The organism is Hyphomicrobiales bacterium (assembly GCA_030688605.1).
Classification (GTDB): Bacteria; Pseudomonadota; Alphaproteobacteria; order Rhizobiales; family NORP267; genus JAUYJB01.
Map to the genome: position 1 here is coordinate 1 of JAUYJB010000097.1, position 21,127 is coordinate 21,127.

The 21,127-nt window shown below is 66.5% G+C and carries 20 protein-coding genes; 17 read left to right on the forward strand and 3 right to left on the reverse strand.

Features of this window, described 5'->3' with window-relative positions:
* Window positions 1-1,523 precede the first annotated feature (1,523 nt).
* From Q8P46_10535 to rlxS, 6 genes are all read left to right on the forward strand, one after another.
* Window positions 1,524-1,856, forward strand: a complete 333-nt coding sequence (locus Q8P46_10535; protein ID MDP2620594.1) for a DUF736 domain-containing protein — start codon at window positions 1,524-1,526, stop codon at window positions 1,854-1,856.
* A gap of 188 nt (window positions 1,857-2,044) precedes the next feature.
* On the forward strand, window positions 2,045-2,317 hold the full coding sequence (locus tag Q8P46_10540) for a helix-turn-helix domain-containing protein (protein ID MDP2620595.1): 273 nt from the start codon (window positions 2,045-2,047) through the stop codon (window positions 2,315-2,317).
* On the forward strand, window positions 2,314-2,853 hold the full coding sequence (locus tag Q8P46_10545; GenBank protein ID MDP2620596.1) for a S26 family signal peptidase: 540 nt from the start codon (window positions 2,314-2,316) through the stop codon (window positions 2,851-2,853). The genes Q8P46_10540 and Q8P46_10545 overlap by 4 nt, the downstream gene beginning before the upstream one ends.
* Window positions 2,841-3,494 carry a lytic transglycosylase domain-containing protein gene (locus Q8P46_10550; GenBank protein MDP2620597.1) on the forward strand — a complete coding sequence of 218 codons (654 nt, stop codon included), beginning with the start codon at window positions 2,841-2,843 and terminating at the stop codon, window positions 3,492-3,494. Before Q8P46_10545 ends, Q8P46_10550 begins: the two co-directional genes overlap by 13 nt.
* 233 nt (window positions 3,495-3,727) lie before the next feature.
* Window positions 3,728-4,090 (forward strand): hypothetical protein, encoded by a 363-nt coding sequence (locus Q8P46_10555; protein ID MDP2620598.1) that lies wholly within the window; start codon window positions 3,728-3,730, stop codon window positions 4,088-4,090.
* Window positions 4,091-4,451: 361 nt separating this feature from the next.
* The gene (rlxS, locus tag Q8P46_10560) at window positions 4,452-6,440 is read left to right on the forward strand and encodes a relaxase/mobilization nuclease RlxS (GenBank protein ID MDP2620599.1); all 1,989 of its coding nucleotides are present in this window, start codon (window positions 4,452-4,454) and stop codon (window positions 6,438-6,440) included.
* Between the two features lie 25 nt (window positions 6,441-6,465).
* Here rlxS and Q8P46_10565 read toward each other — a convergent pair whose 3' ends face one another.
* The 3 genes from Q8P46_10565 to Q8P46_10575 are packed head-to-tail and all read right to left on the reverse strand — an operon-like array spanning window position 6,466 to window position 9,559.
* Window positions 6,466-8,106 (reverse strand): family 16 glycosylhydrolase, encoded by a 1,641-nt coding sequence (locus Q8P46_10565; GenBank protein ID MDP2620600.1) that lies wholly within the window; start codon window positions 8,104-8,106, stop codon window positions 6,466-6,468.
* Window positions 8,107-8,121: 15 nt separating this feature from the next.
* Window positions 8,122-8,712 (reverse strand): glycosyltransferase family 25 protein, encoded by a 591-nt coding sequence (locus tag Q8P46_10570; GenBank protein ID MDP2620601.1) that lies wholly within the window; start codon window positions 8,710-8,712, stop codon window positions 8,122-8,124.
* Window positions 8,713-8,719: 7 nt separating this feature from the next.
* Window positions 8,720-9,559: a glycosyltransferase gene (locus Q8P46_10575; protein MDP2620602.1), complete on the reverse strand. Its 840-nt coding sequence runs from the start codon at window positions 9,557-9,559 to the stop codon at window positions 8,720-8,722.
* A gap of 377 nt (window positions 9,560-9,936) precedes the next feature.
* Between Q8P46_10575 and Q8P46_10580 the strand changes: the two genes are divergently transcribed.
* From Q8P46_10580 to Q8P46_10630, 11 genes are all read left to right on the forward strand, one after another.
* Window positions 9,937-11,976, forward strand: coding sequence for a conjugal transfer protein TraG (locus Q8P46_10580; GenBank protein ID MDP2620603.1), 2,040 nt, complete (start codon window positions 9,937-9,939; stop codon window positions 11,974-11,976).
* A gap of 13 nt (window positions 11,977-11,989) precedes the next feature.
* Window positions 11,990-12,427: a CopG family transcriptional regulator gene (locus Q8P46_10585; GenBank protein MDP2620604.1), complete on the forward strand. Its 438-nt coding sequence runs from the start codon at window positions 11,990-11,992 to the stop codon at window positions 12,425-12,427.
* The gene (gene trbB, locus Q8P46_10590) at window positions 12,424-13,431 is read left to right on the forward strand and encodes a P-type conjugative transfer ATPase TrbB (GenBank protein ID MDP2620605.1); all 1,008 of its coding nucleotides are present in this window, start codon (window positions 12,424-12,426) and stop codon (window positions 13,429-13,431) included. Before Q8P46_10585 ends, trbB begins: the two co-directional genes overlap by 4 nt.
* 15 nt (window positions 13,432-13,446) lie before the next feature.
* Window positions 13,447-13,797: a TrbC/VirB2 family protein gene (locus Q8P46_10595; protein ID MDP2620606.1), complete on the forward strand. Its 351-nt coding sequence runs from the start codon at window positions 13,447-13,449 to the stop codon at window positions 13,795-13,797.
* Window positions 13,797-14,069, forward strand: coding sequence for a VirB3 family type IV secretion system protein (locus Q8P46_10600; GenBank protein ID MDP2620607.1), 273 nt, complete (start codon window positions 13,797-13,799; stop codon window positions 14,067-14,069). Before Q8P46_10595 ends, Q8P46_10600 begins: the two co-directional genes overlap by 1 nt.
* A complete protein-coding gene (gene trbE / locus Q8P46_10605) occupies window positions 14,063-16,522 on the forward strand; it encodes a conjugal transfer protein TrbE (protein ID MDP2620608.1) in 2,460 nt (819 codons plus the stop codon). Before Q8P46_10600 ends, trbE begins: the two co-directional genes overlap by 7 nt.
* Entirely contained in the window at window positions 16,519-17,244 is a 726-nt protein-coding gene (gene trbJ, locus Q8P46_10610; protein ID MDP2620609.1) for a P-type conjugative transfer protein TrbJ, read from the forward strand. Before trbE ends, trbJ begins: the two co-directional genes overlap by 4 nt.
* A 28-nt stretch (window positions 17,245-17,272) precedes the next feature.
* Window positions 17,273-18,634, forward strand: coding sequence for a P-type conjugative transfer protein TrbL (gene trbL / locus Q8P46_10615; GenBank protein ID MDP2620610.1), 1,362 nt, complete (start codon window positions 17,273-17,275; stop codon window positions 18,632-18,634).
* 6 nt (window positions 18,635-18,640) lie between these two features.
* A complete protein-coding gene (gene trbF, locus Q8P46_10620; GenBank protein ID MDP2620611.1) occupies window positions 18,641-19,357 on the forward strand; it encodes a conjugal transfer protein TrbF in 717 nt (238 codons plus the stop codon).
* Window positions 19,354-20,412, forward strand: a complete 1,059-nt coding sequence (gene trbG, locus Q8P46_10625) for a P-type conjugative transfer protein TrbG (protein ID MDP2620612.1) — start codon at window positions 19,354-19,356, stop codon at window positions 20,410-20,412. The genes trbF and trbG overlap by 4 nt, the downstream gene beginning before the upstream one ends.
* An 11-nt stretch (window positions 20,413-20,423) precedes the next feature.
* On the forward strand, window positions 20,424-21,127 hold a 704-nt coding region (locus tag Q8P46_10630; GenBank protein ID MDP2620613.1), incomplete at its 3' end, for a conjugal transfer protein TrbI.

Consider the following 21,127-nt stretch of genomic DNA (forward strand, 5'->3'; position numbering starts at 1 on the left):
GTCCTGTCGCCCCGCAGCGCCTCCAGCGCCACCTTCGCCTTGAACTCCGCCGTAAACCGCCGTCGCGTCCTCATCGTGTACCACTCCGTCATCCGGTGGAATACACCTTAACCCCCTGTCCGATTTTCCGGGACCAGCTCAGAGAGCGAGAGGTCGGAGTGATGCGAACGAAGGTGAAACCCTTCCCGACGGCGACCCGTCGATTCATTGCGTGAATGAGAACGCTACCTGCTAGATCTTCGCCGGGAAAGGCTCGATGAAACGCCTGCCGATACTTTGAGTATGTAATGTCGACCCATACCTGAAGAGGCCGAAAGAATTCAGCGGACCCAGGTACGTCCCATATCGGTAGTCGATCATCTTGACTTGGCGGTACCGGCACCCGCACGAGCAAGGCCCGCGGTGCGGTGCGGCCCCCAAGCCGGCGCACAACTTCTCCCACATAGGTGGTGATAGCATCTTCGTTGACGGCGGCGATGGGTACATGAAGGTCTTCTGGCAAAACCCACCGTTGAAGAGCTGTTTGTTTAGCCGCGTGGTCGAGTTTCATGTTGCTCGCTCGGGCGGTGATATCGCAGTCGATTGTAGCCGCATTTGTCTCACTGTCCACGTCGCGTACTCTTCCCACTACTTTCTTTAGTCTCTGGGAGTGGCTGCTTTGCGTCAGAATTTGCCCTTCGCCTTTACCTAGAGCGTAGTGTGGCGCCCGCGCGGGCTCGCCCGCGCGCCGGGCTTTCGTGAACCGAGCCGCCTGCGGCGTCTCGGCCCTGGCGGGCTTCGATCCCTGGCGCATCGCTCACAGATTCCAGCTCAAAGAGGCATCAAAGCGGGGCGCGATGGTCTCCTATCGGAGTCGCTCCGACGGATCGGTGTGCAACCGCTTTATCTTCGGCATACGCCCCCGTCACGGTGATCCGCACGGCTTCGTGGCAGTTACTCGGTATCGCTTCCGCCGTACGCGGCGAGCGTGGAGTGCGTCCATCGTTGTGCCGATCATGAGCCCAGCACCGGTGGGACGCTGCCCGATCCTCGTCGCGTTCGCCATGACATTCAGTTTGTCTCGCGGTTCGACCGTGTTGCCGTGGCAGCCTGTCACCGACCCCGCTCTGCCGTGTTGAAGGTCCGTGTGGCGGAGCGTGACGGACATCGTCCAAGCGGCTCTGAAAGGAGTCGGCGAAGAAGGTCTGGGTTCTCCGTTCCCGCGCGGTCGAAACCAAGGTGAAGGCGGTCGGGTGCTTGGGCCAAGGTCTCCTCGTGGGCTGAGATTCGCTGACCGTCCCTGCATGTCTCTCAAAGCGCTAGAGCCCGCGTCGCCCCTCTCCAACCTGTCCGGCGAAAGAATTTCCCCGGCCCGCAAGCGGGCCTCCTCGCGGACGCTTCGCTCCAAATTCTCCCGCCTCCCAGGTCCTCCACTGCGTTCCGGCCGCTTCGCCACGCTCGCGGTGGGCAGGGGCGCCTTGCGGTCTCTGAGCGCCGAGCCATCGCAGGGCGGTCCTGCGACTCAAGCGAAAGGAGACCACATCATGGCCATCACCCTCGGCACCTTCACCAAGCTCGACGACGGCGTCTTCACGGGCACCCTCAAGACCCTCAACGTCACCGCCGCGCTCACCATCGTCCCCATCGACAAGAAGTCCGAGAACGCGCCCGACTATCGGGTCTATGCCGGCCAGCGCTACGAGGTCGGAGCGGCCTGGAGCCAGGTCGCGAAGTCGAGCGGCGAGACCTACCTGAACCTCAAGATCGGCGCGCCCGAGTTCGGGCCGAACTGGGTCCGGGCCCGGCTGGTCAAGCTCGAAAACCCCAACGGGGACGGCGCCACGCACATCGCGCTGTGGGAACCGCGCGACCGATAACGCCCCCAAGCCCCGTCGCGGATCGCCGCGGCGGGGCTTTCCTTCTGCATGTGGTTTTGCGCGCCCGCTCGAATTCGCGAGAGGCGTCTTTTCGAGCGTCCCCGAGCGCGCCCCATCGCGCCCATCCTCGCTTGGCGCGCGGCGACGTTCGCCGTCGCCGTCCGTATCGCAACCGGGGAGCGCGGAAGATGGATGACGAGATCGCCCGGGCCAACAACGCCAAGAAGGGCAGCCCGTTTCTGAACACCGACCAGGCCGCCCACTATGTCGGCCTGTCGCGCCGGACGCTCGAAAAGATGCGCACGGCCGGCGGCGGGCCGCGCTTTCGCAAGCATGGCCGCTACGTCCGCTATCACATCGACGACCTCGACGCATGGTCGGCCGAGCACGTCAAGACATCGACCTCGGAGCCCGACCGTCAGCGTCCCGCTCACCCTCAAAGTAGCGGGCCACGGCGATGATCTTCATACGTACCGACCGGCGCCGGCGCGGGCGTAGGTGCCCGCGTGCAGTCCTCGCCCTCTCTTTGCTCGGGCTCGGCCTGATCGGTCTCGCGGCACTCGCCCGACCGGCCCCGTGGCTGGTGTGGAACGCCAGCGCCAGCGCCCCCATCGGCCTCTATCGCGTCCTGCCGGGCCAGCCCGCCCGCGGCGATCTGGTGCTCGTCCACACACCGGAGTCCGTCCGGCAGCTCGCCGCCGAACGCGGCTATCTCCCGGAGAACGTCCCGCTGGTAAAGCGCATCGCGGCGCTCGACGGCGACATCGTCTGCGCTGCTGGCGATGTGATTTCCGTCAACCGCCGCGTCGTCGCCGAACGGCTGGCGCGCGACCGGCTCGGCCGCCCTCTGCCCGCCTGGACCGGCTGCCAGACTCTCGGACCGGACGATGTTTTCCTGCTGATGGAAGACGTCGTCGGCTCCTTCGATGGGCGGTATTTCGGGTCAGTGCGTCGTGCGGCAATCATCGGGAGGCTCGCGCCGCTATGGATCGAGTGACACTCCTGCTGCTCGGCGCATTGGCCGTCGGACCCTTCGCAAGCGCCATGCCTGCCTATGCAGAACCCGTCGCCGCGACCGATACTGCGCTCGATCGCTGGCAGGATTTCATCGCCGAGGCGTCGCGCCGGTTCGGCGTGCCCGAGGCTTGGATACGCGCGGTCATGCAGGCCGAGAGCGGCGGCCGGTCAACGCTTGACGGCCGTCCGATCACCTCGCGCGCCGGGGCGATGGGGCTGATGCAGGTGATGCCCGACACCTATGAGGAGATGCGGCGCGCGCATGGTCTCGGCCCCGATCCCCACGACCCGCGCGACAATATTCTGGCAGGCACGGCCTATCTGCGCGCGATGTACGACCGCTACGGCTATCCGGGCCTGTTCGCCGCCTACAATGCCGGGCCGGAGCGTTATGACGAGCATCTGCACGATGGCCGGCCTCTGCCGGCCGAGACGCGCGCCTATCTCGCTACTATCGCGCAAGCTGATCCAAGCCCGCCGTCGCTGCCTCCCGTGCCATCGGGAACGCGGCTGTTCTTCACGCTGCGAACCGCCGCCGATGCATCATCAAATGCCGAGAAAGCGTCAGCCTCCAGCGACCTGTTTGTCCCTCTGACCACCGTGCCGGGTGGCCAGCGATGAAGGGCGATGGCGCTATCGGAGCCCTGCCGGAGAGAGAGGCCTCGTCTCGGTATGTCTATCCTACCAGCCAGGACGAAGCGCCCGTCAAGGATGCGCGGTCCCCCCAAAATGCTCGCGCATTTTGGCTCCCCCACGCCCCGCTGCGCGGCGCCTTCGGCGTCCTTGACCGCCGCTTCGCCGGCCGATGCCAGGGCCTGTTCTCGATGAGGAGGATAGCAACCCTGGAGGTTCAGATGACCACGCTTCACATCCATCCGCATGCCGAATTCGACCGCTTCCCGCAGCTTCTCGACAGTTTGGCGCAGGAGTTCGGTCGCGACGGAATCCTGTCCATCGCCGAGCGTTTCATCGACGCGGAACGCGCCGATTTCCACTGGGACGGGCGGATCGCGGAGATGAATCTCGGCGCCTATGAGAGCCTCGATGAAGCGGACGAAGCGTCCGAGCTCGTGTCGATCGTCGGCTATTTCCGCAGCCGCTACTACGTCGCGACCTGCGTCGTGGATGCCGAACGTCACGTCCATTGGATGTTCCGTCTGCGTCATTTCGACAGCTTCGAGAGCGCGGAAAAGGCGTTTCTAGCGGGCGGTGGATGACCCAGCCAGCCATTTCGGGAGCGGCGTCGTCACGGCGTCGCTCCCATCATTTCAGGCGACGAATCCACCTGGTGCATGGGCATCGTCTTGAGCCGAGACCGGGCAAGAGATCGTAGCTGAGCGCAGGACGGGCGGAGAGCAGATCGGAAGTCGCGTAAGGCAAGATAAAAGGGCTGTCTCCACGAGACGCCCATGTCCTTGTCTGCACATCGTTATTTATAGAGACGGGTGCTGCGTCCATGGAGACGTGTTCTTGTAAGTCGTTGATTTACAGCATGGCGATGGAGACGCCTTGCGGCCCGCACGCGGGCGATGCTTCCTCACGCTGTTGGACACCTTGGATCGTCGGTGAGGCGTGGTCATGACGCGCGACGACGAGTTCGAACCGAAGCTCGGGAAGATACGCTCGCGCGGCAGCAAACGCGGCCGAAAATACCTGCACCGGGTGCTGCAGGCGACGATGCTCGCCGGCGGGCACGTGGGGAGCGGATCGTCGGCACGCAAGGCAAAGTTCCACGGCAGCCAGATCGGTCGCGGCGCCAGCGTCGGCCGGGTGCTTGGTTCGCGCGACCGCCATGCGGCGTTCCGCAGCCGCCGCGTCGTGGTCAAGTCGCGTATCGTCAAGCTCGCGGGAAAGGGCATGAAGGGCGCGCTGGCGCATCTGCGCTATATCCAGCGCGACGGGGTTACGCGCGATGGTGAGCCGGGTCAGCTTTACAGCGCCGAGCAGGACCGCGCCGACGGCAAGGCGTTCCTGGAACACGCTGACGGCGACCGGCATCAGTTCCGCTTCATCGTCGCGCCGGAGGATGGCGTCGAGTATGAGGACCTGAAGCCGCTGACCCGGCGCTTGATGGCGCAGATGGAGCAGGACCTCGACACCAAGCTCGAATGGGTCGCGGTCGATCACTACAACACCGGCCATCCGCACAGCCACATCATCCTTCGCGGCAAGGATGAGAGAGGCAAGGATCTCGTCATCGCCCGCGAATACATCACGCAAGGGATGCGCGAACGCGCGGCGGAACTGGTGACGTTGGACCTCGGGCCGCGTTCCGATCTGGAGATCGAGAACCGCCTGCGCAACGAAGTCCAACAGGAGCGGCTCGCCAGCATCGACCGGCGCCTGCTGCGCGGCCGGGATGGGGAAGGGCTGGTCTGGTCGACGGACAAGGACGCTTTCCAGCAGACCTTGCGGGCCGGCCGTCTGCAGAAGCTCAAAGCTCTGGGACTCGCCGGGGAAGTGCGGCCGGGCCAGTGGCGCTTGGCCGACGACCTCGAGGAGACGCTCAAGCGCATGGGCGAGCGCGGCGACATCATCAAGACGATGCATCGCGAGATGGTGGAGAAGGGTGTGGCGCGCGCCGCCGCCGATTACGTCATCTTCGACCCGGCCGCGAAGGACAGCCGCCCGATCACCGGCCGGGTGGTCGCACGGGGCCTGTCCGACGAGATCAACGACCACCATTACCTGATCGTCGACGCTCTCGACGGCCGCACCCACTATGTGGACATCGGCAAAGGGGAAGCGACCGAGCCCACACCCGAAGGCGCCATCGTGCGCATCGACCCGAAGCACCCCGAGCCCCGGCAGGTCGATCGCACGGTGTCCGAGATCGCGGCCGCCAATGGCGGGCGGTATGACGTCGATATCCACCTCCGTCACGACCCGTCCGCCAGCGCCAGTTTTGCCGAAACCCATGTGCGCCGGCTGGAGGCGATCCGGCGCGTCACCGGCGGCGTCGAGCGCGAGCCCGATGGAACCTGGGTGATCGCCCCCGACCATCTAGAGCGGGCGGCGGCGTTCGAGCGGCGCCAGGCACAGGCCTCGCCCGTGGTGGTGCAAACGCTGTCGTCGCTGCCGCTGGAGCGGCAGGTCGGCGCCGAGGGTGCGACCTGGCTCGACCGCGAGCTTGTCGCGGAGACTCCGGAACCCGTGCGCGACGAGGGCTTCGGCCGGGACGTGCGCGCGGCGCGAGCGCGGCGGCGGCAATGGCTGATCGCGCAGGATCTCGCCCGCGAGGAGCAGGACCGGATCGTCTATCGCGCCAATCTGCTCGGCATCCTGCGCAGGCGTGAGCTTGCGCGCGTCGCCGGTCAGCTATCGAGCGATCTGCGGCTGAGCTATGTCGAGACCAAGTCGCGGGAGAAGGTCGAAGGCATCTATCGCCGGCATGTCGATCTGGCGAGCGGCCGGTTCGCCGTCATCGAGAAAGCCCGCGAGTTCACGCTGGTGCCATGGCGGCCCGTGCTGGAGCGCCATCTGGGCAAGCAGGTCTCCGGCATCGTGCGCGGCGATAGCATCTCCTGGACCATCGGGCGGCAGCGGGGTGGACCGTCGGTGTCGTAAATGGTCGATTTTTGACCCAAAGCGGTCACCTATCGCCGGTTTCCTGCTGTAGCTGAGCCACGGACATGTTCGAAATATCCTCCGAAGCGGACGCTAATGGTGGCTGCGCGTCCGCATTGAACGCGTCAACGGCGATTCGGCGCACGATCGCTGACGCGGGCAGCGAGCGGAGCGCCAACCGGCCTGCAAGCTTTCGTGAACGGGTCGGCCACGTATTGACATGTAACGTCATGGGCAGGTGCGGAATGGGGGTCGGGTCCCATGTAGCGCGACGGTGAACCAGTTCATCGTCGACGAACCACCGAATCTCGCATGGATCCCATTCAATGACGAACCGATGCAAGGCTTTTGATGCGTCGAACCCCAATGGAATGCTAACGGGCGTTCCCCGGTCGCCGTAATCGAATTTCGCGCCCTCGGGACCCGGGTTGTAGAACACGTTGACCAGAAGTCGGTCCGGGCGATTTCCTGCGATCTCGACATCGATCTCCTGTCGGGGCGAATCGCGGTGAAGGAAGAAGCCGGTCACTAGGCCCGGAACGTTCGTCGCTTGCAGCGTGGCTTCGAAGCGCCCGAATAGGAAACTGCCTCGGCTCAAGACCGCCGCCGCGCTAAGATTCCGAACGCCAAGCGGCTCCTCGATGACCGTGAGTGAAAGGCCGCCGCTCGGTTGCGGGGTCACGTTGGCCGGACGAAACAGTCCAAGGTTTCCGGGGAACGTGTCGTTTCGCAACAGCCACCGCGCCGACTGGATATCGCCTAGATCATCCTCGAAGCGCACTCGCGATGAGGCTGATGATTCCAGCCGATCGAATGAGCTCGCGCTAATTCCCGCCCAACCCGCACGCGGCTTCACGACCCACGGTGACCGGTCGCGCCGAAGCCACTTCGCTGGGCGGGTCGTTAGCGTGTCGGTCGGGGCACACCGATACCTTCGCTGTCTAATATCCCGAACAGCCGGGTAGGGCGCACCCGGCGGTGCGAGCCTCACGTGCTCGCAAAGCGCACGCCAAGTGTTGGCGTTTTCACCATGCAAACGAAGTACGTCTGCCCCTTCCAGTTCGTTCAGTACACTGCCACCTTGGCGATCAGCGGCCCCCGCTACATCGTCGATCACGATGAACTTGGCGCGCGGATAGCGCTGTGTGAGCACACGGACATGCGGCTTCAGCGATTCGATGTTGACGTAGGCGTCGAAAACGCGATCAGTGCGGCCGGCGAGAAGACCCTCTAACTCACATTCCGGAATCCGGTCAAAATCACTACAGCAGCGATAGCCAAGCATCGAGAGGGCCATAGCGAGCGATGAAAGCCCGGATCCCGGGGTGCCGAACGCGAACACGGGAGAGTGAGTCGGTCGCTGCTGAAAAAGCGCCGCGTCACCGCTCTCTAGGATACCGATCCGGCTCAGTGCCGGCAGGATCGAGTATGAGTTCGTCGAGTTGAGATCGAGGCGCTGGTTGATCACTGAGCGGCGCAAAGCCCGGACGTCCATCTCTTGGAACTTGTGATTGATCCAGAGGTCGATGGGACCGCGACACGGAAGAAGCCCAAGCAGCGCCTGCGCGCCTTTCTTCGACAGCACATACCCGGACAGGTGCCAGAGGCCGCGTTCCGGGCGGAACACGCTTTTTGAAATCAATTCCTTTGGAGCACCGTGGCGCACTTCCTTGTAAGACAGCTACAACACATCGAACGCAGGCCTGGTGCGGTCGGCGGCTTCCATCTCGCGCCAAGCCTGATCGACAAGCCGCCCAAAGCTACGCTCGAACCAGACGTCATCCTCGAGTACAAGGGCATAAGGGGCATCGGACTGTGCAATCGTTTTCCAGATGCCGATATGCGAGTATGCAACGGCGACTTCTGCGCCACTCATTCTAATTGAGCGCTCCAAATCGAACGCGTCTGGGACTGCGTGAGGTTGCGGTTCGACGAACAGCTGGTCGCCGAGTTTGTAAAAAGGCTCGATGTCAACAGTGTCATATAATTTGTCGGTATAGGCCTGCGCATCGTATGCCGAGTACCGAACGACCCGCTCCGACAGCGGTTTGCCGACGGCGTCTACGATGCGGTCGAGCTCGCGACGCACGTCAGTCCAGCGGTCCGGCTGCCTGTCTAAGTTGATGACGAAAATCGGGCCTATGCCGGGTCGCCGACCATCAGAGGGCGACATGAATGCAAGGCACTGCTGCCGCGGCAGGTGAGTTCGGCATTTCAAGAAGAGTGAATACAGAAGGCGCGATGCCGCGCGCAGGGGCTTCGAAAGGTTCATTTGGGAACTACGCGCCGTTACGATAGAACTTCTGTTGATTGGAGAGTCGCCAATTCCTGGCATCGTTGCGGTAACTCAATGGCCATCTTGAGACGGAAAATGAATCCCAGTCCCGTAGTATCATCAGATCGTTTTCGACACCTCCCGAGCTAGTACCAAAATCAAAAATCGACTTCGAAAGATTTCCCGGACCTGTCGTTGCCTGGATTTCCGGCAACTCGTCCTCGCCGACGGACTCGAGAAGACCTGTTGCCCGGATGAGCGCATTTCCGATGATCGGATGCCCCCGATTTGCAATGAGTGGATTGTTATTGAAGTAGAAAATCCAGCTTGAGGCGTAGGCATCAACACGTAAGAACATGGACGGGTTCACCATTGTTCCAGAATCGATGTCGTAGCACAGGGGCTGGACCTTCAGCCGACCCTCGTCAAACAAACAACCGATGTCTGTACAAACGCAGACGTCGTCCGCATCGACATAGAGGCCGCCTTCGACTAACAGGTAGCAGAGCCGGAAGTAGTCAGCCTGCATGGCCGGGTGGTAGCAACGTTCGAAGGCGCGCTCGTGGCGCGTACCCAACGAGCGACCGATAAATGCCGTGGCACTGCGCTCGTCGAACAATCGATGCCTAAAGCCTTTCGTCTCCCAGCGGACCCAAGAGGCAACGCATTCTTCGACGTCCTTCGGCAACTGTCGTAGGTTGTGCCAAAATTGCACGATTGTTCTGGGCGAGCCCTGCACGTACTGATCATTGATGGGCTGCTGGTCGAACTGGCTTTGAACTAGCTTTCTGATGAACTCTGAGCGTTGTCGATGGTGCTCGCGATTGTCGGGTTCCGGTCGCATCCTGATCACTGTTGAGTTAGTGCCTACTGTGAAGGCTATCGCTGGTGCCGTCCTCCCACAACGGACCGAGCGAGCCCATTGAATCGACGCTCACCCGATAGCGCAGAAAGCCCAAGCCTGTGCAAGGCACAGCCGAACCGGCCTCGGTTCCTGTCGACCGCGACCTTCCTGTCATCGCCGGCCAATAATGGCGACTGCAATTGTCTGCCTATGGCGCTAAGCGGGCCACTACGGCAATCGACTCAACCCGGCCCGGCAAATAAACGCCCCTTCATCGCTGTACAGCGTAAATGGAGGCTCTAAGCGATTCCAGGCTTTTGACAGACCCTTGATCCGGTTGCGTCGCATCGGTGCGGCGCATGTCCGGGACGAGGGCTATGACCCCCACCAAGTTGCTCATCGGCCAGATTTTCGTCGTGTTCGCGATCGTGATCGCAGGCGTCTGGTCGGCGACGCAGTGGGCGGCCTTCCAACTCGGCTATCAGGCGCAACTGGGCGTGCCCTGGGTCGTGCTGTTCGGCATCCCGGTCTATCAACCCTGGAAGCTGTTCGAGTGGTGGTACGCCTACGAGGCCTACGCCCCGGACGTCTTCAATCGGGCAGGCATTCTGGCGGGGGCCAGCGGCTTCATGGGCTGCGCCGCGGCCGTCGTCGGCTCGCTGTGGCGGGCGCGCCAGAACCGGCTCGTCACCACCTACGGCTCCTCGCGCTGGGCGAACAAACGTGAGATCGATGATGCCGGGCTCTTCCGGGCCGCCGGTGTCTTCCTCGGCCGTCTCGGTGGCCAATATCTGCGCCATGATGGACCCGAGCACGTCATGGCCTTCGCGCCGACCCGCTCGGGCAAGGGCGTCGGCCTCGTCATTCCGACGCTTCTGTCTTGGACCGGGTCGGCGGTCGTTCACGATATCAAGGGCGAAAACTGGCAGCTGACCGCCGGCTGGCGCTCGAAGTTCTCGCACTGCCTGCTGTTCAATCCGACCGATCCGCGTTCGGCCCGCTACAACCCGCTCCTGGAGGTGCGCAAGGGACTGGACGAGGTCCGCGATATCCAAAACATCGCCGACATCCTGGTCGACCCCGAAGGGGCGCTCGAACGCCGGAGCCATTGGGAGAAGACCGGCCACTCGTTGCTGGTCGGCGCCATCCTGCATGTCCTCTATGCAGAGGAAGAGAAGACGCTCGCCCGCGTCGCGACCTTCCTCTCCGATCCGCAGCGGAGCTTCGCCCACACGCTGCGCCGGATGATGGCGACCAATCATCTCGGCACGCCCGATCATCCCCAAGTCCATCCGGTGGTCGCATCGGCGGCGCGCGAGGTGCTGAACAAGTCGGAGAACGAACGCTCCGGCGTGCTGTCCACGGCCATGTCGTTCCTCGGCCTCTATCGCGATCCGACGGTGGCGGCGACGACGGCGGCCTGCGACTGGCGCATCGTCGACCTGGTCGATGCGGCGCAGCCGGTCTCGCTCTACCTCGTCATTCCGCCGTCGGACATCTCGCGGACCAAGCCGCTCGTGCGCCTGGTGCTGAACCAGATCGGCCGCAGGCTGACCGAGCGGTTGGAAGGCGATCCGGGCAAGCGCCGCAAGCATCAACTCCTGATGATGCTCGACGAGTTCCCCGCGCTCGGACGGCTCGACTTCTTCGAGACCGCGCTCGCCTTCATGGCCGGCTACGGCATCCGCGCCTACCTGATCGCGCAGAGCCTCAACCAGATATCCAAGGCCTATGGCGAGAACAACGCCATCCTCGACAACTGCCATGTTCGCATAGCCTTCAGCAGCAACGACGAGCGGACGGCAAAGCGCATATCGGACGCGCTCGGCACGGCGACCGAGCTGCGTGCCCAGCGCAACTATGCCGGCCATCGTCTGGCGCCCTGGCTCAGCCACGTCATGGTCAGCCGCCAGGAGACCGCGCGGCCGCTGCTGACTCCAGGAGAAGTGATGCAGCTGCCGCCGGCCGACGAGCTGGTACTGGTTTCCGGGCTCCCGCCGATCCGCGCCAGGAAGCTCCGCTACTACGAGGACCGCAACTTCACCGCCCGCGTCGCGGACGCGCCGCTGCTCTCCGATGGCGCCTATCGGGACAAGCCGGCCCCGCGTCCCGACGATTGGGGCGGGCAGGTGCGCGGGCCGCATCTCCGCCTCGTCGCCGCTGCCGATGAGGCGGCCGGCATCGCGGAAGAAGAGGGCGGCCTGCAGCAGCAGCGCCATCACGGCCTGCCCGAGGAAGACATCGCCAAGCCCACCGCGCCCGAGCGCGACAACCCGCTCGGTCTCGCCGACGACGAGTCCGATACCGCCGCCGACAAGCGTGCCATGGACCGACTGCGTGGTCTCAACACGGTCGCGCGCGCCCACGCCATGAACGAAGGCGCGGGTCGCGATGACGACTTGCTGCCGAACTTCTGACGGGGGCCATCCGATGAACCGTCCCACTAAACGCGCCAGGGCCCGCCACCAGCTCTTCCTCGACGCCGATCTCAGCGAGAAGCTGGAGGCGCTGGCGGCCAAGCCCGGCGCGTCGAAGTCCGCCATCCTGGCCGATGCGGTGGCGGCCTGGCTCAACCGCCGCGGTGCGCAGGAACTCGACGACCGCTTCGGCCTGCGCCTCAACCGGATCAGCGCGCAGCTCAACCGGATCGAGCGCGACCAGCAGGTCCTGCTGGAAAGCCTGGCGCTGTTCGTCCGCTACCAGCTCACGGTCACCGCGCCGCTCCCTGAAGCCGACCAGGCCGCGCGCGCCGTCGGGCGCGACCGATTCCAGGCCTTCGTCGACCAGGTCGGCCGCCAGCTTGCGGCCGGCGGCCGGACGCTGAGCCGGAACGGAGCCGGTAACGGAGAGGGGGAGGGTGCACCATGAGCCTGTCCCATCCGGAGGCCCGGAACAACCTGCAAGCTCAGGAGCGCCGGCGCGCCATGCTGCGCACCGCCATGGGACCGGCGATCGCCGCCGCGCTCGCCGATCCCGCCGTCATCGAGGTGATGGTCAATCCCGACGGCGTGCTGCGGCTCGACCGGCTTGGCGAGGGCCGGATCGAAACCGGCGCCCGGCTGGCGCCGGCCGAGGTCGAGCGGATCATCCGCCTGGTCGCCAGCCATGTCCGCGCCGAGGCCCATGCCGGCAATCCGGTGGTCAGCGCCGAGCTGCCGCCGCGCGACGACGGCCTGGCCGGCGAACGGTTCGAAGGCTTGCTGCCGCCGGTGGCGACGGCGCCGTGCTTCGCGATCCGCAAGCCGGCGGCGAGGATCTACACGCTCGACGACTATGTCGCCGACCGCATCGTCATGCCGGTCCAGGCCGACGCGCTGCGCACGGCCGTCCGTGACCGGCGCAATTTGTTGATCGCGGGCGGCACCAGCTCGGGCAAGACGACGCTCGCCAATGCGCTGCTGGCCGAGATCGCTGGGCTCGACGAGCGGGTGATCCTGATCGAGGACACCCGCGAGCTGCAATGCGCCGCACCCGATTGCGTCGCGCTGCGCACCCGGCCGGGCGTCGTCTCCATGGCGGATCTGGTCCGTTCCACCCTGCGCCTTCGCCCTGATCGCATCATCGTCGGCGAGGTCCGCGGCGCTGAGGCCCTCGACATGCTCAAGGCCTGGAACACCGGTCATCCAGGCGGCATCGCCACCGTCCATGCCAACTCCGCGCGGTCCGCCCTCTACCGGCTCGAGCAGCTCGTGCAGGAAAGCGTCGTCACCGTCCCCCGCCGGCTGATCGCCGAGGCGATCGATCTCGTCGTCTTCATCCAGGGCCGCGGCACGGGCCGCCGCATCGAGACGATCGCCGAGGTCGCCGGCCTCGATGCCGACGGCGATTACGCCGTCACTGAGCTCGCACCCCATCGGCTTCATGCCCTGTGAAAAGGAGCGACTACCATGTGTCCGTCCACGTCCCTTCCGGCTCCCCACGCTTCGACAAAGTGTTTCCTGCGGTCGCTTGCCGGCGCCGCGGCCGTCACGCTGCTGCTTTGCGGGACGGCGCACGCCGCCGGTTCGGGCATGCCCTGGGAGCAGCCGCTGGAACAGGTGCTGCTGTCCGTCCAGGGGCCGGTCGCCAGGATCGTCGCGGTGATCATCATCATCATCACCGGCCTGACGCTTGCCTTCGGAGAGACCAGCGGCGGCTTCCGGCGGCTGATCCAGATCGTGTTCGGCCTCACCATCGCGTTCGCGGCCAGCTCGTTCTTCCTCAGCTTCTTCAGCTTCGGCGGCGGAGCGCTGGTCTGATGCCGGACGGCATCCACCATATCGAGGGGTTCGAGGCGCCGCTGCACCGGGCGCTGACCGAGCCGATCCTGCTCGGCGGCGCGCCGCGCGCCATCGCCATCGTCAACGGCACCGTGGCGGCGGCCATGGGGCTCGGCCTGCAGCAATGGATCGCCGGCCTGGTGCTGTGGATCGTCGGTCACACGCTGGCGGTGTTCGCCGCCAGGCGCGATCCCGACTTCGCCGCCGTGCTCGCCCGCCACCTTCGTCAGAAGGGATGGTGGTCGTGCTGAACCTCGCCGAATACCGCCGGACCGCCGACCGGCTGGCCGATCATCTGCCCTGGGCGGCGCTGGTGGCGCCCGGCGCCGTCCTCAACAAGGACGGCAGCTTCCAGCGGACCCTGTGCTTCCGCGGCCCCGACCTGGAGAGCGCGACCGACGCCGAGCTGGTCGGCGCGTGCGCGCGGGCGAACAATGTCCTGCGCCGCTTCGGCTCCGGCTGGGCGCTCTTCTTCGAGGCCGAGCGGGTCGAGGCGCTCGGCTATCCCGACGCGCGCTTCCCCGATCCGGCCTCCTGGCTGGTCGACGAGGAACGCCGCGCCGCCTTCGATGGGCGGCGCGGCCAGCACTTCGAGAGCCGCTATCACCTGACTCTGGTCTACCTGCCGCCGGCCGACCAGGTCGCCAGGGCCGAGCGCGCGCTGATGGAGCGGGACACGCCCGAGACGGGGCGGGACTGGCGGCAGGAGCTCACGGGCTTCATCGCCGAGACCGACCGCGTGCTCGACCTCTTGTCCGGCTTCATGCCGGAGGTGCGGGCGCTCGACGACGCCGAGACCCTGACCTACCTCCACGGCACGATTTCCACGCGGCGCCATCCGGTCGCCGCCCCCGAGACCCCGCTCTATCTCGACGCCATCCTGGTCGACACGCCGCTCAGCGGCGGCATCGAGCCGATGCTGGGCGAGTGGCACCTGCGCACGCTCACCATCCTCGGGTTCCCCAACCTGACCCGGCCGGGGATTCTCGACGCGCTCAACCATCAGGACTTCGCCTATCGCTGGGTGACGCGCTTCCTCGCGCTCGACAAGACAGAGGCCGGCAAGGCGCTCACCCGGATCCGGCGCCAATGGTTCAACAAGCGCAAGTCGATCGCCGTGCTGCTGCGCGAAGTCATCCACAACGAGCCGGTCCAGCTGCTCGATTCCGACGCCGACAACAAGGTGGTGGACGCGGACCTGGCGCTCCAGGCGCTCGGCGGCGACCATGTCGCCTTCGGCTATCTCACCACGACCATCACGGTTTCGGACACCGATCGGCTTCGGGCGGACGAGAAGGCCCGCGCCGTCGAGCGCATCGTCAACGGCCTCGGTTTCACCTGCCTGCGCGAAGGCGTCAATGCGGTGGAAGCCTGGCTCGGGTCGCTTCCCGGCCATGTCTACGCCAATGTCCGCCAGCCGCTGGTCCACACGCTGAACCTCGCCCATCTGATGCCGCTGTCCTCGGTGTGGGCCGGACCGGCGCGGAATGCTCACCTGGACGGCCCGCCGCTGCTCTATGCCGAGACCAGCGGCTCGACGCCGTTCCGGCTTTCCACCCATGTCGGCGACGTCGGGCACATGCTCATCGTTGGGCCGACCGGCGCCGGCAAGTCGGTGCTGCTGGCGATGCTGGCACTGCAGTTCCGCCGCTACGCCGGCTCCCAGGTCTATATTTTCGACAAGGGGTATTCCGCGCGCGCCGCCGTGCTCGCCATGGGCGGCGAGCATCATGCGCTGGGCTCCGACGGTTCGCTTGCCTTCCAGCCGCTGCGCGGCATCGACGATCCGGCCGAGCGAAGCTGGGCCGCCGAGTGGATCGACGCGCTGCTGGCGCACGAGAAGGTCGTCGTCACCCCGGAGGTGAAGGAGGCCGTCTGGTCGACGTTGACCAGTCTGGCTTCTGCGCCGGTCGAGGAGCGCACGCTCACCGGCCTCTCGGTGCTGCTGCAATCGAACGCGCTCAAGGCCGCGCTCATGCCCTACACGCTGGACGGACCGTTCGGCCGGCTGCTCGACGCCGCCGAGAACCGGCTCGCATTGGCGGACGTGCAGTGCTTCGAGACCGAGGAGCTGATGTCGCAAGCCGGCGTGGTCCTGCCGGTGCTGACCTATCTCTTCCATCGGCTGGAGGAGCGCTTCGCCAGCCTGTCGGAGACAGGGGAGAAAGGCCGGCCCACGCTGCTGATTTTGGACGAAGCCTGGGTCTATCTCGACAACCCGGTCTTCGCCGCGCGCATCCGCGAATGGCTGAAGGTGCTGCGCAAGAAGAACGTCGCCGTCGTCTTCGCCACCCAGTCACTCGCCGATATAGCCGGCAGCGCCATCGCGCCGGCCATCGTCGAGAGCTGTCCACAGCGCATCTTCCTGCCCAACGACCGGGCGATCGAGCCACAGGCGCGGGCCGCCTATGAGCGCTTCGGCCTCAACGACCGGCAGGTCGAGCTGATCGCCCGCGCCACCCCGAAGCGCCACTACTACCTGCAATCGCGGCGCGGCAACCGGCTGTTCGAGCTCGGGCTTGGCCCCATCGCGCTCGCGCTCTGCGGCGCGTCCGACCCGGCCTCCCAGACCCTCATCGACCAAGTCCTCGCCGAGGGGGGTGCGGACGGCTTCGCCGCCGCCTTCCTCGCTGCGCGCGGCCTCGATTGGGCCGCCGCTCTGCTCAGCGATTTCCCCACCCCAGAACAGGAGACATCATCATGATGCGCAAGACGCTCGCGGCCCTGGCTGTCGCAACCTCGCTCGGTGCCGGCATGGCGGTGGTTCCGGCCGGTCCGGCCGCCGCCATCACCGTGTTCGATCCCTCGAACTTTGCCCAGAACATCCTGCAGGCCGCCCGCGCGCTGGAGCAGATCAACAACCAGATCCAATCGCTTCAGAACCAGGCGACCATGCTGCAGAACATGGCGAAGAACCTTCAGCGCCTCGACTATTCGTCGCTCGGCCAGATCACCGGTGCGCTTCAGCGCATCGACGGGCTGATGATCCAGGCGCAGGGCATCGCCTTTGAGGTCGGTGCCACCGATGCTGCCTTCCGGCAGCAATTCCCCGAACAATATGACGCAGCGGTGACGACCGACCGGTTCGTGGCCGACGCCCGGACCCGCTGGCGCAACTCGATGAGCGCGTACCACCAGACCATGCGGATACAGGCGCAGGTGGTCGAGAACGTCCAGGCCGATGGCGCCACCCTGTCGGAACTGGTGATGGCCTCGCAGGGCGCGGTGGGGAGCCTGCAGGCGCAGCAGGCGACCAACCAGCTGCTCGCGCTTTCCACCAAGCAGCAGCTCCAGATCCAGAACCTGATGGCCGCGCAGTACCGCTCGGAAGCGCTGGACCAGGCGCGCAAGGCGCAGGCGGAGGAAGCCGCCCGCGCGGCGACAGCTCGCTTCCTCGGCTCGGGGACGGCCTACACGCCGCGCTAGCGGCTGGGCGCCAGGAAGAAACGCGAATATGGGCGACCTCAACGTCATCGACCGCTTCATGGAGACCTTCATCCGCTACATCGATAGCGGGTTCGGGCTGCTGACCGGCGACGTCGCGTTCCTTACCACCATCCTCATCGGCATCGACATCACGCTGGCCGGCCTGTTCTGGGCCATGGACGGCGAAGCCAACATCTTCGGCCGGCTGATCAAGAAAATCCTCTACGTCGGCGTCTTCGCCCTCATCCTCAATAACTTCTCGATGCTGGCGGACATCGTCTACCGGTCCTTCGCCGGGCTCGGACTCGAAGCGACCGCCAACAGCCTGACCGCGGCCGATCTGCTGAAGCCCGGCAAGCTGGCGAGCATCGGATTTTCCGCTGCCCATCCGCTGCTGGAACAGGTCGGCGCGCTGCTCGGCTTCACCAGCTTCTTCGACAATTTCCTGACCATCATCGTGCTGCTGATCGCCTGGGCCATCGTGATCCTGGCCTTCTTCATCCTGGCGGTGCAGCTCTTCATCACCATCCTGGAATTCAAGCTGACGACGCTGGCCGGTTTCGTGCTGGTGCCCTTCGCGCTCTGGAACAAGACCTCCTTCCTCGCCGAGCGCGTCCTCGGCAATGTCGTCTCGTCCGGCATCAAGGTGATGGTGCTGGCGGTCATCGTCGGCATCGGGTCGAGCTTCTTCGGTGAGTTCATCGCCGCGCTGCAAGGACAGGAGCCGGACATCGGCCAGGCGATGTCGCTGGTGCTGGCGGCGCTCTCGCTGTTCGGTCTTGGCATCTTCGGTCCGGGCATCGCGTCCGGCCTCGTCTCCGGCGCGCCGCAGCTTGGCGCCGGCGCGGCCATCGGTACCGCCGGTGCCGTTGCCGGCGCCGCGATGCTGACGGGAGGTGCCGCCATCGCCGGCATGCGCGGCCTCGGCGCGGCCGGATCCGGCGGCATGGCCGCGATCCGCGCCGGCACGTCGGTCGGCGCCGCGGCATCCACCGCTTATGGGCTCGGTCAGGCGACGTCGGGCGCAAGCGGCATGGCTGGCGTGGCCGCCGGACTGGGCGGGGTGGCGCGCGCGGTCGGCGGCGCCGTCGCGCAAGGCGTTCGCGCCATGGCGAGCCGCGCCGGCGGACCCATGAAGGAAAGCGCGCAGGCAGGCCGCGGCGCCGCATGGCGCGCCACCGGCGGCTCCGCCCCGGGCGGCGCCAGTTCTGCCTCAGCGGCGTCGGCGCGCGCCGCTCCCGCATCGGCATCCGGCGGCGCCGCGCCCCACTGGGCCAGGCGCCTGCGTGCCGAGCAGGCCGCGCGCGCCCACCGCCAGGCCGCGACGCAGGCGATCAGGGACGGCGACCGTCCCGGCGGCGCGGCCAACCCAGACCTCAAGGAGGACTGATCCGCGATGAAGTTCAAACGCACCCTCCAGCGCTACGGCCAGACGCCCGAGCCGGTGACGCCTTACCAGAAGGCGGCTCAAGCGTGGGACGAACGCATCGGCTCGGCGCGCGTCCAGGCCAGGAACTGGCGCCTCATGGCCTTCGGCAGCCTTGCGCTCAGCATGGGGCTCGCCGTTGGCATGGCCTGGCAGTCGATGCAGAGCCGCGTCGTGCCCTATGTGGTGGAGGTCGACCGCCTGGGCGAGGTCCGCGCCGTCGCGCCAGCGATCGAGACCTATCAGCCGACCGACGCGCAGATCGCGTGGCATCTGGGCCGCTTCATCGCGGGCGTGCGCGGGGTATCGGTCGATCCGGTGCTGGTGCGCCGGAACTGGCTCGACGCCTACGACTTCGCCACCGACCGGGCGGCGGTCTTCCTCAACGACTACGCGCGCACCACCGACCCGTTCGCCGCCATCGGCACGCGCAGCGTCTCGGTCCAGGTGACGAGCGTGGTGCGCGCCTCGGACTCATCGTTCCAGGTGAAGTGGACCGAGCAGGTCTACGAGCGCGGCAGCCTCGCCCGCACCGAGCGCTGGACCGCCATCCTCACGACCGTCATCCAGCCGCCGCGCAGCGCCGAGGTGCTCAGGAAGAACCCGCTCGGCCTCTACGTCAACGCCATCGCCTGGTCGCGCGAGCTCGATCCCGCGACCGCGCCCGAAGGGAGGATGCCCCAATGACCCGCTCTTTATCGATCGGCGCGATCCCGATCCCAGTCGGTCCGATCCGCGCCATTCTGATCGTGTCCGTGTCGAGCCTGGCGCTGGCTGCCTGCGCCGGCCGGACGCCGCCGCCGTCCATCGCCTACGACAGCGCGGAGTTCCAGGCGGCGGTGATCGAGACGGAGGTGCCCAGGCCGGTCGAGGTCGTGACCATCGCCGAGCCCCTGCCGTTGCCCGGCCAGCTCCTGCCGCCGCCATCGGCCCGACGCCGGCCCGACGACCGGCCGCCGACCGAGCAGGTCGACGCCGCCAACAAGGCGGCGCTCCAGGAGCCCAGCACCCACGGCTATATCAATGCCGTCCAGGTCTATCCCTATACGCAAGGCGCGCTCTACCGCCTCTACGCCGCGCCGGAGCGGGTCAGCGACATCGCACTGCAGCCGGGCGAGACCCTGACGGCCGTCTCCGCCGGCGATACGGTGCGCTGGGTGGTCGGCGACACCACCAGCGGCTCGGGCGAGACGCGCCGCGTCCATGTGCTGGTCAAGCCCTTCGCGCCGGGTCTCGCCACCAACCTCGTCATCGCCACCGACCGGCGCACCTACCATCTCCAGCTCGAGAGCACTGACGACACCGCGATGGCGGCGATCTCCTGGACCTATCCGCGGGACCGGCTTCTGGCGCTGCAGCGGCGGAACGAGACCGCCGACGCCGCCACGCCGGTCGCGGGCGGCGTCACCCTGGAGAACCTGCGGTTCCGCTACGCCATCTCCGGCGACGGCCCGCCCTGGCGGCCGGTGCGCGCCTTCGACGACGGGTCCAAGGTCTTCATCGAGTTCCCCGGACGGATCGACCAGGGCGAGGCGCCGCCGCTCTTTGTGGTCGGTCCCGCAGGCGACAACCAGCTCGTCAACTACCGGGTCCGGCGCAACTACTACATCGTCGACCGCCTGTTCGCCGCCGCCGAGCTGCGCCTGGGGGCCGATCCGCAGCAGGTCGTCCGCATCAGCCGTACCGACAGCGTTTCCGGCGTCGCTTCCGGCGCCGGACCGCAATCGCGGCCCGACCGCTAGGGGAGGGCGACATGTCGGACACCGCCGCCCCGCGACCGGAGGCTCCCAAGCATGACCCGGAGACCCTGGTCCTCAAGGCCACACCGCGCCGCACCGTTCGCTTCAGGCGCAAGCTCCTGATCGGCATCGCCGCGGTCGCCTGCGGCGGCGTGTTCGGCGTGACCTGGCTGGCGCTCCAGGGACCGGGGATGCGGATCGGCCAGCAAGGCCAGGAGCTCTACAACACCGAGCGCAAGCCGACGCCAGAGGGTCTCGCCGGCCTGCCCGGCGACTACGGGCAGATGCGCCCCGGCACGCCGCAGCTCGGTCCGCCGCTGCCGGGCGATCTCGGCGGGCCCATCCTGGAGCGCCAGCGGCAGCTCGGGATCGCGCCGGGAGCCAGCATGGACGACCAGGCCGCCCTGGCCGAGCGTCAGCGCCTCGCCCAGCAGGCGCAGAAGGCGCGGGAAGCGGGCGTGTTCTTCCAGATTGCGACCCGGCCCGCGCCAGCCGCCACATCGAGCGCGGGGCAGGGCGCCAGCATCGCGACGGCGGGCGACCTCCCGCCGACAGCGGACGCCAATCGGCTCAATCTCGATCCTGAGCGCGATCAGAACAACCAGCAGCGCAAGCTCGACTTCCTGAACCAGCCGGTCGAGAAGAGCATCTACAATCCCCACGCGCTCCAGACGCCGGCGTCGCCCCATCAGGTGATGGCGGGCAGCATCATCGCCGC